General features: G+C 67.8%; 12 protein-coding genes and 1 tRNA gene. 10 read left to right on the plus strand and 3 right to left on the minus strand.

Features of this window, described 5'->3' with window-relative positions:
* Positions 1-2: 2 nt before the first annotated feature.
* The 7 genes from ABTX24_RS05510 to ABTX24_RS05540 all read left to right on the plus strand — a co-directional run bounded on the left by ABTX24_RS05510 (position 3) and on the right by ABTX24_RS05540 (position 9754).
* A complete protein-coding gene (locus tag ABTX24_RS05510) occupies positions 3-638 on the plus strand; it encodes a histidine phosphatase family protein (protein ID WP_350837968.1) in 636 nt (211 codons plus the stop codon).
* A 63-nt stretch (positions 639-701) separates the two neighbouring features.
* A tRNA-Ala gene (locus ABTX24_RS05515) sits at positions 702-774 on the plus strand.
* Positions 775-2305: 1531 nt separating this feature from the next.
* Entirely contained in the window at positions 2306-2644 is a 339-nt protein-coding gene (locus tag ABTX24_RS05520; RefSeq protein ID WP_350837970.1) for a hypothetical protein, read from the plus strand.
* Between the two features lie 749 nt (positions 2645-3393).
* The gene (locus tag ABTX24_RS05525; protein WP_350837972.1) at positions 3394-3858 is read left to right on the plus strand and encodes a hypothetical protein; all 465 of its coding nucleotides are present in this window, start codon (positions 3394-3396) and stop codon (positions 3856-3858) included.
* A gap of 273 nt (positions 3859-4131) precedes the next feature.
* Positions 4132-4923 (plus strand): mycofactocin-coupled SDR family oxidoreductase, encoded by a 792-nt coding sequence (locus tag ABTX24_RS05530; RefSeq protein ID WP_350837974.1) that lies wholly within the window; start codon positions 4132-4134, stop codon positions 4921-4923.
* A 214-nt stretch (positions 4924-5137) separates the two neighbouring features.
* Positions 5138-6262, plus strand: a complete 1125-nt coding sequence (locus ABTX24_RS05535; RefSeq protein ID WP_350837976.1) for a sugar phosphate isomerase/epimerase family protein — start codon at positions 5138-5140, stop codon at positions 6260-6262.
* 123 nt (positions 6263-6385) lie between these two features.
* On the plus strand, positions 6386-9754 hold the full coding sequence (locus ABTX24_RS05540; protein ID WP_350837978.1) for a PQQ-dependent sugar dehydrogenase: 3369 nt from the start codon (positions 6386-6388) through the stop codon (positions 9752-9754).
* A 58-nt stretch (positions 9755-9812) separates the two neighbouring features.
* On the opposite strand, the gene ABTX24_RS05545 is transcribed toward ABTX24_RS05540, so the two are convergent.
* Genes ABTX24_RS05545 through ABTX24_RS05555 form a run of 3 tightly spaced genes read right to left on the minus strand, consistent with a single transcriptional unit; the run spans position 9813 to position 12267 of the window.
* A complete protein-coding gene (locus ABTX24_RS05545) occupies positions 9813-10673 on the minus strand; it encodes an alpha/beta fold hydrolase (protein WP_350837980.1) in 861 nt (286 codons plus the stop codon).
* Complete coding sequence (locus tag ABTX24_RS05550; protein ID WP_350837982.1) at positions 10670-11662, minus strand: NADP-dependent oxidoreductase; 993 nt, start codon at positions 11660-11662, stop codon at positions 10670-10672. The genes ABTX24_RS05545 and ABTX24_RS05550 overlap by 4 nt, the downstream gene beginning before the upstream one ends.
* Positions 11659-12267: a TetR/AcrR family transcriptional regulator gene (locus tag ABTX24_RS05555; protein WP_350837984.1), complete on the minus strand. Its 609-nt coding sequence runs from the start codon at positions 12265-12267 to the stop codon at positions 11659-11661. Before ABTX24_RS05555 ends, ABTX24_RS05550 begins: the two co-directional genes overlap by 4 nt.
* A gap of 89 nt (positions 12268-12356) precedes the next feature.
* On the opposite strand from ABTX24_RS05555, the gene ABTX24_RS05560 reads away from it, so the two are divergent.
* Genes ABTX24_RS05560 through ABTX24_RS05570 form a run of 3 tightly spaced genes read left to right on the plus strand, consistent with a single transcriptional unit; the run spans position 12357 to position 15348 of the window.
* On the plus strand, positions 12357-13604 hold the full coding sequence (locus ABTX24_RS05560; protein ID WP_350837986.1) for an NADH:flavin oxidoreductase/NADH oxidase family protein: 1248 nt from the start codon (positions 12357-12359) through the stop codon (positions 13602-13604).
* Positions 13601-14494 carry an SDR family NAD(P)-dependent oxidoreductase gene (locus ABTX24_RS05565; RefSeq protein ID WP_160027906.1) on the plus strand — a complete coding sequence of 298 codons (894 nt, stop codon included), beginning with the start codon at positions 13601-13603 and terminating at the stop codon, positions 14492-14494. The genes ABTX24_RS05560 and ABTX24_RS05565 overlap by 4 nt, the downstream gene beginning before the upstream one ends.
* Positions 14491-15348 carry an alpha/beta fold hydrolase gene (locus ABTX24_RS05570; RefSeq protein ID WP_160027908.1) on the plus strand — a complete coding sequence of 286 codons (858 nt, stop codon included), beginning with the start codon at positions 14491-14493 and terminating at the stop codon, positions 15346-15348. The genes ABTX24_RS05565 and ABTX24_RS05570 overlap by 4 nt, the downstream gene beginning before the upstream one ends.
* The last annotated feature ends 7 nt before the right edge of the window (positions 15349-15355 follow it).

Genomic DNA, 15355 nt, shown 5'->3' on the forward strand with positions numbered 1-15355 from the left:
CGGTGGTCGAGCCTGCGGAGATCCGTCGCCTCATCCTGCTCCGCCACGGAGTCACCGGCTGGAACGCCGACGGCCGCTACCAGGGCCAGACCGACATCGAGCTGGCCGAGACCGGCCACCAGCAGGCCAAGGCCGCAGCTCGCGCTCTCGGGACGACCTTCGCCGTCACCCGCCTCGTCTCCTCGGACCTGATGCGGGCCCGGCAGACCGCTGCGTACGTCGCCGAGGAGACCGGTCTCGAGGCCGCGTACGACCCGCGGCTGCGGGAGGTCTGCGCGGGGGAGGCCGAAGGGATGAACCGCGCCCAGATCCTCGAGCGCTTCGGTGAGATGCCGGCCAGCTGGGAGCCCTACGGCGGGGAGTCCTGGCCCACGGTCGCGGCACGTTTCAGCGGCGCGCTCCACGACGTCGCCGGGACCGTCGCGCCCGGCGAGACCGTCGTGGTCGTCGCTCACGGCGGTGCCATCCGGCAGGGCCTGGCCGCCTTCCTCGGCTGGGACCCGTCCGTCGTCACCACCCTCGCCCCGCTGACGAACTGCGCCTGGATCGAGCTCACCGCCCGGGAGTCCGCCCACGGACTCATCCCGTCGGCGCCCTGGCGACTCGCGACGTACGGAATGGGCACCCCGATTTCGTGATCGCGGGAGCATTCCGCTACTGTTCTTCTCGTTGCCCGGGGTGATCAACCGGGACAACGCCACGGGGGTGTGGCGCAGCTGGTAGCGCATCTGCATGGCATGCAGAGGGTCAGGGGTTCGAGTCCCCTCACCTCCACCGAAACACCTGGTCACAGGCCATGTTCGAGTCCTAGCAATAGGAGCCGAACATGGCCTGTAGCCATTTGGCGGTCATAAAGTCCGGAGCGTACGTTGCCCGCGGATCGAGTCTCAGCGGGTGCCTCGACACGTCTCGAATCGCCTGGTTGGACTGGCGCACCTGACTGGCATGAACACTCACGCCAACACCACCTCCATCGCTGCTACTGCCGGCCAATCGAGTCTGGTCGAGACGACCGCTCGATCGAGCCGGTCCTTATCTTGGCCCAGATCGCCGAGCACCTCGGCGTCTCGGTCCAGGCGCCCTACGACCTGCCCAACAAGGGCCGCGGCCCGCGCGGGTTCAAGGTCGGCCGATGCCTGCACTTCCGGGTCAGCGAGGTCGACGCCTGGCTGCGGCAGCTGGAGTCCGAGGACTCCAACCCGTGGGTCGTGTCCGTGGTGACCAAGGTCGCGACGATCGTGAAGACCTACGCCAGCGGTGGTGGCTCCTCGTACGGGTCGTCGTCCTCTCGTGCTCGGCAGGCGGCCGCGGCTCAGAGCAAACTCCGTGCCCAGGCACAAGCAAAAAGCGAGCAGCGGTCAGCTGCGGTCATGGCCGAGCTGTGGAAGCAGGTCAACCCCAGGACTGGGGTAGGGGCATGGATGACGACTCAGGAAAAGTGGGAAAAGTATCGTGCGACAGACCTTGATGACGCTCTCACTGACTACCCAGGTCGAAAGGGCCCCGCCCCCGCGGACGCGCTGAAAAGTTGGAAGACGCGGGCTACGGGAAGGGGACGAACCGCCTCAGCGCGGCTAAGACAGACACCGCACGTTCGCTTAAGATCGCCAAGTGGATGGCCAGAGGCGGGGGCGCTTTGAGTTTCGGATTGGGCATGTACGATCAATTCGGCGACAGTAAAAAGCCGGAGTCGAGTGGGGTAAAGATCGGGGTAGAAATGGCGATAACAGGCGGGTTGACTTTCGGTTTCGGGGCCACCGGTGCAGCACTAGGGCTGCTATGTGCACCGGGTGTGCCGGCCTGCTCAACTGGACTCGCTATCGCCGGCGGCACCGCCGGTGGCTATCTCGGCACGGAACTCGGTAAGTGGGGAGATCGGCAGTGGTGATGCTGCGAGAAGAGATTTTGTCGTGGAGTATCGAACGTGAACCATTCCCGACACTAGTTCTTGTAGGGTGTGCGTCGTTCAGTATTCTGCTGTTTATCGCACACCTGTCGTTCCGACTGGGGAAGCCGGAGGCGCGGTGGCATCATTCCGGACACATGCGCGGGGTGCACGTGCTATGGGGTTTCTCCGCGCTTCCGGGGGGGATGGCCTTTGGGGCGGGCTTTTCGTTAGGTCTTGTCGACTGGATATTTCGGCCGGAACCTCCGGTTATTCCTTGGCCGTACCTTCCCTTCATTGCGGTCGCAATTTCATGTGGTATTTGGGCATTCAAGGAGTTTCAGCGGCCAACCTTGTCCAGGACGCCGCGGTGGTTGCACGAGTTGATGAAGAGTGACCACGAGTTGCGTGCGGTTGTATATGGCAATCGGTCATACCGATGATCTCCTGTGGATCCCGGGTCCCCTCGCAGCCATCGAGGACGGTAAGACCTCCGAGTGCACCTACACCGCTGATGGCGACAGGTTGGCGCGGAAGCAGGATGGGAAGGCGACCCTGTACCTGCCGGGTGGTCAGGAGGTCACGGTGGATGGTGACGTGGTGATCGGGCAGCGGTACTACACCTTCAACGGTGAGGCCGTGGCGGCGAGGTTTCGAAACCACCTTTGCGGGCACCGGGAAGCAGCCGACATCGAAACGCTGGACGAAGGGTGGTACCAATGCTGTCTTGGGTGTGGCGGGATCGACTGCCGGCGCTAGTGCCGGGGCATCGCTCGGAGCATTGTGCGGACCCCTCGTCGAGGTATGTGCACCGGTCGGAGGTGTCCTTGGCGGTGGGGTTGGGGCGTGGGCTGGTGGTAAGGCCGCCGACGAGATTAACAGCTGGTACTAACGGAGGAGTCACATGATTGGCAATGGCGACCCTTTCGTAGACGGGTTATTCACTGCGGGTTCGACTGTACTTGCCTTGCTGACTTTCATTTGGCATTGGGCGTTCCGCAGAGGAAGTCCAGTGGTTCGCCAGGCCATCAACCGAGACTCCGGCCAGTTCGTCAAAGGGTGCTTCGCTGCCCTTCCGAGTGGCCTCATGTTCGTTGGCGGATCCCTCATGGGCGTTGCCGATCTGCTAACCGACGCGCCGGACACCGTTGCTGCTGCGGGCGCTGTGTTCTGGGTGTTGATGGTGGTGTGGGTCGTGAAGGAGTTGCGCTGGCCAACGTTGCGGAGGACGCCTGACTGGCTTCGAGTAGAACTTCGAAGGACAACCGTGCTGCGGGATCAGCTTGTCGGTAAACGGAGGCAATTTCGCTGACTACGGACGTCTCGAGTAGCAGTCGCATGGTTCAGGTGTTGCTGCGCTACAGTTTGCTTCCGGAGGGCATAGGTTGATCAGAATTGGCCTCCGTAAAGGGCTAAGAAATACCAGCGGCTGGGTCTCGGGGAAACCACTACTGAGGGCACGGTTGCGGCACAACTGTGCGCCTGTGTGGGGAACTAGCCGACTTGCCATGATCGGCGGAAACTTGTGGCTTTGCCTGATAATTTCATTCATGCTCGCTGTTACCCGTGATGCATGGACGATTGGTTGGTTCGCTGGATTCGTCGCCGTAGGTGGCGCGGGGTCGTGGGTGTTCATTCTTCGCCCCTGGGTCGGGATTGACGGCGACGATCTTGTTGTGATCAATCCCCTCGGAGGACGGCGAATCAGTTTGACCGATGTGGCTTGGGTTGAGCCGGGCTCCACGGGACTAGAAATCGTAATGATCGATGCGACGTCTGTAACGGCTTGGGCAATCCAACAGGGAAACCTGACGACTGCGTCGGGGCGCCCGTCGAGAAGCAAAGAGATTGCATCGGAGATCCAGCAGAAGGTGACGGAGGCCAAGGTTCGTTCGCAGACGTCGAGCGAACCGCCAGGAGACGTGAAAGTACGCGACGCCAACAGGCGGAGCGAACCAGGTTCGGATGGTTAGCGCGGTGAGGCTGGCGAGAGCCGCACGGGCTCGCCGTCCAAAGGTGGACTGCTGCAGTTCCCCCGGCGCTGTGTGTCATTAATGTGTTGTGCGTCGCTCGAGCCGCGGCGCTTGCCGCCGGAGATGAAGGAGAACCGTCATGAACCCCGGCCACCATCCGGGTGCTGCCCCTGATCGCCACCGCGGTGGGCGATCAGGTCGCCGTCCGCCGCAACGGACTCGACTCCGCGGTCCTCGTGCCGGTGGCAGGGTCCGGATGAGAGCCGCGGCACGATGACTGTCGAGACGACACGGGTCGCGCTGGTGACCGGCGCCGCGCGCGGGATCGGCGCGGCGACGGTGCGTGGGCTGGTGGCCGAGGGCGTACGCGTCGTCGCGCTCGACTGGTGCGCGGGGGAGGACTCTCCCGCCGCCTATCCCCAGGCCACGCAGGCCGACCTGGACACCCTGGTCGCCTCGCTCCCGGCCGGCCGGGTCGAGCCGGTCGTCGGTGACGTACGGGACCCGGCTGCGCTGACCGCCGCGGTCGATGCCGCGAAGGTGAGGTGGGGTCGGCTCGACGTCGCGGTCGCAGGTGCGGCGGTGATCGCCGGCGGGCGCCCGCTGTGGGAGGACACCTCGCTCGACCTGCAGTGGCAGATCGACGTCGCCGGGGTCTGGAACACCGCGACGGCGGCCGTCCCGGCGATGCTTGCCGGCCCCGAACCCAGCGGCTGCCGGTTCGTCGCGCTCGCCTCGGCGGCGGGCTCGCGCGGGCTGTTCCACCTCGCCGCCTACAACGCCGCGAAGCATGCCGTGATCGGTCTGGTGAGGGGCCTGGCCGCGGACCTGGCCGGCACGGGCGTGACCGCCTGCGCCGTCTCGCCGGGCTCCACCGACACCGCGATGCTCGCTGCGACCGCCGACCTCTACGCGGTCGGCCCGGACGACCTCGCCGCCCACCAGCTCCTACGCCGCCCGCTCACGCCCGACGAGGTCGCCGCCACCGTGGTGCATGCCTGCTCGCGTGCCGGGGCGGTGCTCAACGGCTCGGTCGTCGCCGCCGACGGCGGCTTCGGCGGATGACGCTTCAGGATGGGTTCACGGCGCGAGTGGGCGATGACGTATGGGGGAGTCCGCTAAGGGCCTCACCGGACTTTCGAAAGATACTTTCATACTTTTGCATGACCAGTTTGAACTATTGACGGGTGCTTCGTGGGAACCGTAAGTTGACGATCGCACAACGTGACACAGGTCACAGTTGCGGCTCACTTGGCTTCACCCTCCCGAAGGAGCACTGATGCGCAACCGTCCCACCCCTGCCGCGAACCACGAGGTTCCGGCTATCGCACGCAAGCTCGGGCTCAACCGTCGGCAGCTGCTGGCGGCGACAACAGGCATGGCCGCGGCGGGAATCGCCCTCGGCGGTGTCCCTCTCGCCGGATCCGCCGCAGCCGATGCGCTGCTGATCCCGCGGCCGCGGCGCGGAATCATCCTCTACACGGTGCGCGACGCGATCAGTCGCGACCCGGCGACCAGTCCGTACGCCTCGGGGTTCAAGGCGGTCTTCGAGGAGCTGTCGAAGATCGGCTACCGGCAGATCGAGTTCGCAGGCTACAACCAGAACGCCAACGCGCCCGGCGGCAACGTCAACAACGTCGAGGGCGCACACCTGCTGCGGACGTGGCTCGATGACAACGGTCTCGAGGCCGAGGGCAACCACGGGTCGGTTCCCTCCACGATCACCGATGCATCGCTGGCCGCGTTCGACGCGGCGTGCGAGGTCGCGAACATCTTGGGGATGAGGCACATCGGGACCGGAAGCGATCCCACCGGGTCGGCCTACCTCGCCGACTGGCAGGCCGCGGCCGATCGCTGGAACATCCTCGGTGAGCGCGCCGCCCGGCACGGGCTCAAGCTCTACACGCACAACCACGACGTGGCGTACAGCTTCCTCCTGGACAGTGGGCCGACCGACGCGCTGGGCCGCCCGACCCGGTCATCCGGCGTACGCCGGCTGGAGTGGTTCCTGGCGAACACGGACCCCGGCTACGTGTCGCTGGAGATGGACATCTACTGGGCGCACGTCGCGCAGCACAAGCACCACACCTACACCGCCCCGGACGGAAGTCTCGTCGAGGACCGCTTCGACCCGCTCGAGGTCGTCAAGTCCGCGCCGATGCGCTTCCCGCTGTTCCACGCCAAGGACGGCAAGAGGGACGAGACGCAGGCCAACGGCTACGTGATGGCGCCGTTCGGGGAGGGCGACATCGACTATCAGGCCTTCTTCGGTGACATGCCGGCGCGCGGCTACCACAACCCGATGTGGGAGCAGGACACCGCTCCCGGCGGGGCCCTGAACCCGGGCCAGTCCCTGGCCCTGGCCAAGCTGAGCTACCAGAACATGGACGAGCTCCGCGGCTGACCGGCCGCCGCCTCTCCCTTCGCTGACCGCCGGAGCGCGCCCTCACCGGGTCGCGCTCCGGCCACCGGCGTGCTCGCACGCCCTCCTCCGGCTTCTTTCGCCCTCGCTCTCCAAGGAATCGTCATGCCCACATACAGCTCAGGCGGTGGGGTACCCCGCCGTCGTGCCCGGCGATCACTCCTCGCGGTGACCTCCGGGCTCGCACTCGCTCTCACCTCCGGGCTCGCACTCGCGACGTCCGCTGCCGCCCACGACGGCGTCGACCACGGCACCGAGCCCGGGGCCGGCCTCGCCCTGGACTGGTCCAACTACGAGAAGGTCACTCTCACCAAGGACACCGGTGAGCCGATCGACATGGCCGTCCTGCCGGACCGGCGCGTGCTCACCACCGCGCGCAACGGCGACATCCGGCTCGTCGACCCCGACGCCGGTACGACTCGCGTGGTCAACACGATCGCGACGTACAACAACTCCGAGGACGGCCTGCAGACGGTCACCCTCGCGCCGGACTTCGAGGATTCGGGCTGGGTCTACCTCTACTACGCGCCGCGCACCATGACCGGCCCCTACCCGACGACCACGCCGTCCGGCTCGGCGCCCAACACGCTGCCCGCCGGTCAGACCGAGGCCTACTGGGACCAGTGGAAGGGCTACAACCAGCTCACCCGGGTGAAGTGGGACGAGGCCGCCGACAAGCTGGATCTCGCGACCGAGCAGGTGATCCTCAAGGTGGAGGTGCAGCGCGGCCAGTGCTGCCACGTCGCCGGCGACGTCGACTTCGACGACCAGGGCAACCTCTACCTGGCCACGGGTGACAACACCCCGGCCGGAACCCCGGGTGCGAACGGGTTCGCGCCCAACAACGACGCTCCCGGGTTCAACCCCGGCTTCGACTCCCGCCGCGGCGCGGGCAACACGAACGACCTGCGGGGCAAGATCCTTCGCGTCGCGGTCCAGGAGGACGGCTCGTACACCATTCCGGAGGGCAACCTCTTCGCCCCCGGGACGGAGGGCACGAGACCGGAGATCTTCGCGATGGGTCTGCGCAACCCGTTCCGGATCGATGTCGACCCCGCCACGGACTCGGTGAGCTGGGGCGACTACGGCCCGGACGCCGGGGCCCCGAACCCGGAGCGTGGCCCGATGGGGTACGTCGAGTGGCAGACGACCGCGATCGACGAGCCGGTCAACGGCGGTTGGCCGTACTGCACCGGCGACCAGTTCAACTACAACGAGTGGGACTTCGAGACGGCGACACCGGGGGACTTCTTCGACTGCGCCGCCGGCGCGGAGAACAACTCGCGGTGGAACACGGGGCTCTCGACCGTTCCGCCGGCCACGGCTGCGACCCTCTACTACGGCGACAACAACACCCACCAGCCGTGGCCGGAGCTGACCGACTTCGGTCCGGCGGGCGGCCAGGGGCCCATGGGTGGTCCGGTGTACCACTACGACGCGGACAACCCCTCGCCGACGAAGTTCCCCGAGTACTGGGACGGCAAGGCGTTCTTCGCCGAGTTCTCCCAGGACTACCTGGCGGCGTTCACCGTCGACTGGCCAAGCGGCCCGGTCTCGCACATCGAGCAGTTCCTGCCCAACACCGATCTCGAGACGAATCGGCAGCCGATCACCGACAGCCCGATCGACATCGAGTTCGGGCCGGACGGTTCGCTCTACGTACTCGACTACGGTGATGGCTTCTTCCGCGCCAACCCGGATGCCGGGCTCTATCGGATCGACTACAGCGTCGGCAACAAGGCGCCCCGCGCGGACATCGTCGCCGACCCCATCTCCAGCAGCTCGGCGCCGCTGACCGTCGACTTCGACGGTTCGGGTTCGGTCGACCCTGAAGGCGGTGCGCTCACCTACGAGTGGGACCTGGACGGCGACGGCACCTTCGACGCCACCGGGGCGACCACGTCGCACACCTACGACGAGCTCGGCCGCTACACCGCCCGGCTCCGGGTCACCGACGCCGAGGGTCGTCGCGGCATCACCTCGACCTCGATCAGCGTGGGCAACGTCGCGCCGACGATCGAGGTGGCCACACCGGCCGAGGGAGGCTTCTTCGACTGGGGTCAGGCGGTGCCGTTCGATGTGAAGACAGACGACGCCGAGGACGGGGACGCGACGGTGTGCTCACGGGTGACCTGGACGTTCGGCCTCGGGCACGACGTCCACGCCCACCCGCTCAGCCAGGGGACCGGGTGCCGATTCGCGATCCCGACGCCCGCCGACGCCACCGAGCACGGCGAGACGGAGAACATCTACGGAGTCGTCGTCATCGGCTACACCGACAATGGTGCCAACGGTGTGCCGGCGGCCCGGTCCGAGGTGTCGATGATCCTCAACCCGAAGTCGCAGGAGGCCGAGTGGGCCGACGCCTCCGAAGGCGTCGCCATCGCTCCGGACGACACCGCGAGCGGCCTGCGGAAGGTCACCTCGCTCGATGCGGGCGACTGGCTCTCCTGGAAGCCCGTCAACCTCGCCGGCATCACCTCGGCCAAGCTGCGCGCCAGCGGCACCGGCACCGTGGAGCTGCGATGGGGGTCGGCCGACGCGACGCCGTTCGCCTCGTTCGACGTCGCCAGCGAGGACTGGTCCGAGACGACGTCTGACCTGACCGGAGCGCCGTCGGGCAGCGGCGAGCTGTTCGTGACCTCCACCGGCGGCGTCACCCTGGATCGGATCAGGTTCGTCGGCGACGGCTTCGCCGACGTCACGCCTCCCACGGTCTCCGCGACGCTCAACCCGGCGCAGCCGACCGGGCAGAACGGCTGGTGGACGGGGAACGTGTCGGTGGCGGTAGCGGCGACCGACAACGGCACCGTCGCCTCACGGCAGCGCTCGACCAACGGCGGCCAGACCTGGGAGAACGCGAACAACCCGCTCACGGTGTCCGCGGAAGGCGTCACGACCGTGCACTACCGCGCGACCGACAACGGCGGCAACGTCTCCGAGGTTGGACAGGTCGTGGTGCGGATCGACAAGACCGCTCCGCAGGTCGCGGTCGACGGTGTCTCCGACGGTGCAACGGTCGGCAACTCCGGGGATGTCTCATGGTCGGCCACCGACGCCACCTCCGGTGTCGGGTCCGTGACCGCGACCCTGGACGGTGCCGCGGTCACCGGCGACGAGCTCGCCCTGTGGCGACTCTCGCTCGGGTCACACACTCTCGAGATCACCGCGACCGACAAGGCGGGACACGCGACGACGAGAACGGTGACGTTCACGACCACCACCTCGTTGGCCGAGCTCACCGCCCTGACCGAGCGGCTCGCCCGCTCCGGCGAGATCACGCCCGCCGGGGAGAGCCTCCTCGAGAAGCGGCTCAGGCAGGCTGCCAAGCATGTCGACGCCGGGCGCAACGCCTCCGCGCGGTCGCAGCTGCAGGAGTACGCCGACCTGGCGGCCAGCTCGCTCAACGTCGCCGATGGCGACGCTCGTGCCGCGCTGCAGCGGGACGCCCGGGCGGTGATCAGCCAACTCTGAGGTGACTCGTCCGTGCGGGCCCAAGGGCATGTCCCTTGGGCCCGCACCGGCGTCGAGGTCAGTCGGCGAGGAAGTCCGCAGCGACCGGGGCGAACTTCTCGTGGAACTGGAAGATCCCGCCGTGACCGGAGTTGGGGTAGATGATCAGCTGGCTGCCCTTGATGCGGCGATGGAGGTCTTCGGAAAGAGCCGTGGGCACCATCCGGTCGTGGTCGCCGTTGGCGATCAGCGTCGGCATGGTGAGCGCCGACAGGTCGGACGGGGCGGAGCGACCGTACTCCTGGATCGCCTTCAGCTGGGTCCGCAGCGCCTTGATGGTGGCCGGCCGGTCACGGTCGATGGTGCGTTCCTGGAGCCGCTTGACGAAGGCCTTCGCGGCCGACTTTCCAGCCGCGTCGCGGTTGAAGAAGAGGAACTCCTTGGGGTCCGACCTGGTCAGCGTCGCCCGCAGGATGTCCCAGTAGGTGACTCCGGCGACCTTCTCGATGTCCTTCCCGCCCCTGGGCCCGGTGCCGGTCAGCACGAGCCTGCGGACCAGGCCGGGGTGCTCGAGGATCAGGTCCTGGGCGATCATGCCGCCCATCGAGAAGGAGAAGATGTCGATCTCCTCGAACCCGAGCGCCGCGATGAACTCGTACGCGTGATCAGCGGCTTCCTCGATGGTGTCGGGCACCTCTCCGGTCGAGGCGCCGACGCCGCGCTGGTCGAAGGTGATGACATGTCGCTTCTCGGCGATGGGGTCGACGATGCGCGGGTCCCAGTTGTCCAGGGTCGCTGCGAGGTGCACGAAGAAGACGACTGGGATGCCGCCCTTCGGGCCGAGCTCGCGGTAGGCGTACGTCACGTCGCCGACGGTGACGGAACGGGTCGGGGCCTGCTCGTAGGAGGTGATCACGGGCTCGTTGCCGGGGATGCTCATCGGGTCACCACGATCTTGCCGTTGGCCTTGCCCTGCTCGACGTACGCCATCGCTTCGATCGTGTCGGCGAAGGGGAAGGTGCGGTCGAGGACCGGCCGGAGGATGCCGTCGTCGTAGAGCGCGGCGAGGGTCGTGAGCTGGGTGCCGTTCGCCTCCATGAAGAGGAACGAGTAGCGCACGCCGAGCTTCTTGGCGCGGGACCGGATCTTGCGGCTCAACAGGGCCACGACGGGCTTGAGGAGCGGCTGACCGATCTGGGTCGCGAAGTGTGGGTCGGGTGGGCCGACCACGCTGATGGCCAGACCGCCCGGCTTCAGGACGGTCAGCGACTTCTCGAGGCTGGCCGTGCCGAGGGAGTCGAGCACGACGTCGTAGCCGGAGAGGACCTCGGTGAAGTCGGTGCTGGTGTAGTCGACGACCTCGTCGGCGCCGAGCTCGCGGACCTTCTCGATGTCCTTGGTGGCGGCGGTGGTGGCGACATGGGCACCGAGGTGCTTGGCGACCTGGATGACGGTGGAGCCGAGTCCGCCCGCGCCGGCGTGGACCAGGACCCTCGCGCCGGGCTTGACGCTGGCCAGGCCGACCATTGCCTGCCATGCGGCGAGCGCGACCAGGGGTACGGCGGCGGCCTCCTCGAACGACAGGGACCTCGGCTTGAGGGAGATGTCGTCGGAGTCGATGGCGATCTGCTCGGCGAAGGTGCCGATGCGCAGGTCGCGCGGCCGGGCGTAGATCTCGTCGCCGACCTTGAAGTCACGGACCTCCGAACCGACCTCGGTGATCACGCCGGCGACGTCGTGACCGAGGGTGAAGGGCGGCTTGTACTTCAGGAGCTGCTTGAACTCTCCGTTACGGACCATCTTGTCGAGCGGGTTGATGCTCGCGGCGCGGACATCGACGAGGACGTCGCGAGGTCCGACCGTCGGCGGCGGGACGTCGGCCGCCTCGAGCCCGTCCGGACCGTAGCGGGTGACGACGAAGGCCTTCATGGTGACTCCTGGGTGGGTGTTCCTGCGGGACGAGCTCCCGCAATGGTCATGGCTTGGGTGTAGGCCGCGGCGAGGATGCGGTCGGACAGCTCGGTGTCGGTGACGGCACGAGCCAGCTGCAGCGCACCGACCAGGAGCGTGAACATGCCGATCGCACGCTCGTCGGTCTGCTGGCCGCCGCCCTCTTCGAGGTGGCGCGAGATCGCCTCGATCATCGAGCGGGCGCCCTCGGTGTAGGCGTCTCGGGTCGTCGCGTCGCAGCGACCGATCTCGTCCAGGAGGGCAGCCGACGGGCAGCCCTCGGCGGGATCGTCGCGGTGTGCGGCAGAGAGATACTCGCGGAGGAAGGCCTCGACGGACGCGAGGCCGGTGGGAAGCGCGTCGACGACGGCGACCTGGTCGGCGAGCTGCTGGGTCACGACCGAGGCGACCAGGTCTTCCTTCGAGGTGAAGTGACCGTAGAAGGCTCCGTTGGTCAGTCCGGCGTCGGCAACCAGCGTCGCGATGCCCGAGCCGTCGATGCCGTCGCTCTTGAAGCGGCGTCCGGCGGTCTCGATCATCCGGCGCCGCGTCGCTTCCTTGTGCTCCGGGCTGTATCTCGCCATGAGGTGAATCTCCTTCCAGGGGTTGTCACTACCTTAGCATTATGATCATACTATTACGAACGTACTGCAATCCTCGAACTGGAGCATCCATGGCCTCGCTTGCTGATCCGCTCGACCTTCCGTCCGGCGTACGCCTGCCCAACCGCATCGCCAAGGCGGCGTTGAGCGAAGCGCTGGGCGATGCGGACAACTCGCCCGACGAGCGCATCGTCACCCTCTACCGCCGGTGGGCGCAGGGCGGCTACGGCCTGCTGGTCACCGGCAACATCATGGTCGACCGCCGGCACCTGGGGGAGCCGGGCAACATCGTGATCGAGGACGACCGCGCCCTGCCGCAGCTGACCGCGTGGACCAAGGCCGCGCACGACGGCGGCGCCGCGATCTTCGCCCAGGTCAACCATCCGGGCCGTCAGTCCAACCTGATGGACCTCGGTCACCAGCCGGTGGCGCCGAGCCCCGTGCCGCTCGCGCTTCCCGGCGCGGCCGTTCCCCGTGAGCTCACCGGTGCGGAGATCGAGGAGATCATCGAACGCTTCGCCGTCGCGGCCAAGGTCTGTGAGGAAGCCGGCTTCGACGGCGTACAGATCCACGCGGCGCACGGCTACCTCACCACCCAGTTCCTCTCGCCGCTGACCAACCTGCGCGAGGACGAGTGGGGCGGCGACCCCGAGCGACGCATGCGCTTCCTGATCGAGGTCGTCCGCCGCGTACGTGCCCGGGTGGGTCCCGGGTTCGCAGTGTCGGTCAAGCTCAACTCCGCCGACTTCCAGCGTGGCGGGTTCACCGAGGACGACTCGCGCGCCGTCGTCGAGGCGCTCGCGCTCGAGGACGTGGACCTGATCGAGGTCAGCGGCGGCAACTACGAGTCACCGGCGATGTCCGGGACGGCCGCTTCCTCGACCCGGGCGCGTGAGGCGTACTTCCTCGACTACGCCCGGTCCGTCCGCGAGGCGGCCGGGGACGTACCGCTCGCGGTGACCGGCGGTTTCCGTTCCCGCTCCGGGATGCAGGACGCGCTCACCGCCGGGGACTGCGACCTCGTCGGCATCGGCCGCCCGACGGTGACGACCACCGACTCCGCCGATGCGATCCTCCGGGGACGCGCAGCGGAGCTGAACACCCACGAGATCGGCGCCGGCATGCGAGGTCTGCTCGGCCGGTTCGCGGATCTGAAGGCCCTCGACGGAGTCCTCAATCTCGCCTGGAACACCGACCAGATGCACCGGCTGGCCCGCGGGCAGGAGCCGGATCTCGACCGTGGTGTGCTGCGCACCGCCGTAGCCATGGTGCGCCGCAACGGCCGGGTGTCGTTCGCGTCGCGCCGGGGCCTGAAATGAGCCGCCTCACGTACGACCTCGCCGACAAGGTCGTCCTGATCACCGGTGGCAACGGCGGGATCGGCGCCGCCACCGTCCGCACCCTGCTCGACCGGGGAGCCCGGGTGGCGGTGGCCGACATCGATCCGACGACGCCCGTGCGAGCCGGCGCGCTGCATGCGACCGACTCGTTCGGCTGCGTCGCCGACGTCCGCGACCCTGCCTCGCTCGAGGCGGCGGTCAGCCAGACCGTCGACCGATTCGGCCGGGTCGACGTCGTGATCGCCAACGCCGGGCTCTTCGCGAAGGCGGCCACGCTGCGCAACACGCCCACCGCGGACCTCGAGGCCACCCTCGCCGTCAACGTGACGGGTGTCGTGAACACGGTCTCGGCCGCGTTGCCCCAGGTGATCGCTCGGCGGGGCCAGGTCGTCCTGATCAGCTCCGTGTTCGCCTTCCTCAACGGCATGGGCGCCATCCCGTACGCCATGAGCAAGGCGGCCGTCGAGCAGCTCGGACGCGGCTTGCGCGTCGAGCTCGCCGACCACGGTGTCTCGGTCCTGACGGCGTACTTCTCGCTGGTGCAGACCGACATGATCGCCCGCGGCGTCGACGAGGACCCGGTGGTCATGGACCTGCTCGGCGCGCTCCCCAAGGCGATGCTGAAGCGGATCACCCCGGCCCAGGCCGCGGCCGGTATCGCCGATGGGCTCGAGGCGCGCGCGGCCCGTGTCATGCGGCCGAACCTGTGGCGTCCGGTCTCCGCCTGGCGCGGCTTCCTGGGGCCCACGCTCGACTCCCGCTTCGCCCGCGACCGCCGCATCCTCGACGTCCTCGCCCGTCTCGACGCCCGACTCTCCACACCTCCCGTCGCCGTCCCGGCGGCACCTTCACGAAGGAACAAGCGATGACCACCACCTGGAAGACCACACCCAACAAGACGATCGACGTCGGCGGCACCTCGTTCGCCTACCGCGAGCTCGGCAAGCCCGGCGGCGTACCGGTGGTGTTCCTGCATCACTTCACCGCCGTCCTCGACGACTGGGACCCGCGCGTCCTCGACGGCGTCGCCTCCCAGCACCATGTGATCGCCTTCGACAACCGCGGCGTCGGCGCGACCGGCGGCCGGGTGCCGAACGACATCGAGGAGATGGGTGCCGACGCCATCGCCTTCATCCGTGCGCTCGGCCACGAGGAGGTCGACCTGATCGGCTTCTCGCTCGGCGGTGCCGTCGCCCAGATGGTCGCCCTCCAGGCGCCCGACCTCGTACGTCGCATGGTGGTCGCCGGCAGCGGCCCCCGCGGTGGCGGCGGCATCTGGAAGATGCCGTTCATCGTCGGCGGCGCCTACACCAAGGCGTTCCTGTCCCGGAAGGACCCGCGTCACTTCCTCTTCTTCCCGCGCACCGCCGAGGGCAAGAGGGCGGCCAACGCCTACTTCGACCGGCTCGCGGAGCGTACGTCGGGTCGGGACAAGCCGATCTCCGCGCAGGCGGGCCTGGCCCAGCTGCGCGCGATCACCAGCGCCGGCATGCATCCCGCCGACGACCTGGAGCAGATCAAGATCCCGGTCTTCGTCGCCAACGGTGACAAGGACCTGATGGTCGCCAGCGAGCACTCCAAGGACATGGCGGCCCGGCTGCCCGACTCCCGACTGCGGATCTACCCGGCCTCCGGCCACGGCGGGGTGTTCCAGTACCACCACGAGTTCGTCCCCGAGGTCTTGGACTTCCTCGGCTCGAAGACCGAGTCCGCGGCGTCCTGAGGCAGCG

It is taken from the genome of Nocardioides sp. NPDC127514 (genome assembly GCF_040302125.1).
GTDB lineage: Bacteria > Actinomycetota > Actinomycetes > Propionibacteriales > Nocardioidaceae > Nocardioides.

What these genes read in the sequence shown, in the direction of transcription:
- ABTX24_RS05550 (WP_350837982.1), bottom strand. Translation starts at nt 11,662, where the DNA reads ATGAAGGCCTTCGTCGTCACCCGCTACGGTCCGGACGGGCTCGAGGCG.
- ABTX24_RS05570 (WP_160027908.1), top strand. Translation starts at nt 14,491, where the DNA reads ATGACCACCACCTGGAAGACCACACCCAACAAGACGATCGACGTCGGC.
- ABTX24_RS05520 (WP_350837970.1), top strand. Translation starts at nt 2,306, where the DNA reads ATGGCAATCGGTCATACCGATGATCTCCTGTGGATCCCGGGTCCCCTC.
- ABTX24_RS05530 (WP_350837974.1), top strand. Translation starts at nt 4,132, where the DNA reads ATGACTGTCGAGACGACACGGGTCGCGCTGGTGACCGGCGCCGCGCGC.
- ABTX24_RS05535 (WP_350837976.1), top strand. Translation starts at nt 5,138, where the DNA reads ATGCGCAACCGTCCCACCCCTGCCGCGAACCACGAGGTTCCGGCTATC.
- ABTX24_RS05555 (WP_350837984.1), bottom strand. Translation starts at nt 12,267, where the DNA reads ATGGCGAGATACAGCCCGGAGCACAAGGAAGCGACGCGGCGCCGGATG.
- ABTX24_RS05560 (WP_350837986.1), top strand. Translation starts at nt 12,357, where the DNA reads ATGGCCTCGCTTGCTGATCCGCTCGACCTTCCGTCCGGCGTACGCCTG.
- ABTX24_RS05540 (WP_350837978.1), top strand. Translation starts at nt 6,386, where the DNA reads ATGCCCACATACAGCTCAGGCGGTGGGGTACCCCGCCGTCGTGCCCGG.
- ABTX24_RS05545 (WP_350837980.1), bottom strand. Translation starts at nt 10,673, where the DNA reads ATGAGCATCCCCGGCAACGAGCCCGTGATCACCTCCTACGAGCAGGCC.
- ABTX24_RS05565 (WP_160027906.1), top strand. Translation starts at nt 13,601, where the DNA reads ATGAGCCGCCTCACGTACGACCTCGCCGACAAGGTCGTCCTGATCACC.
- ABTX24_RS05525 (WP_350837972.1), top strand. Translation starts at nt 3,394, where the DNA reads ATGATCGGCGGAAACTTGTGGCTTTGCCTGATAATTTCATTCATGCTC.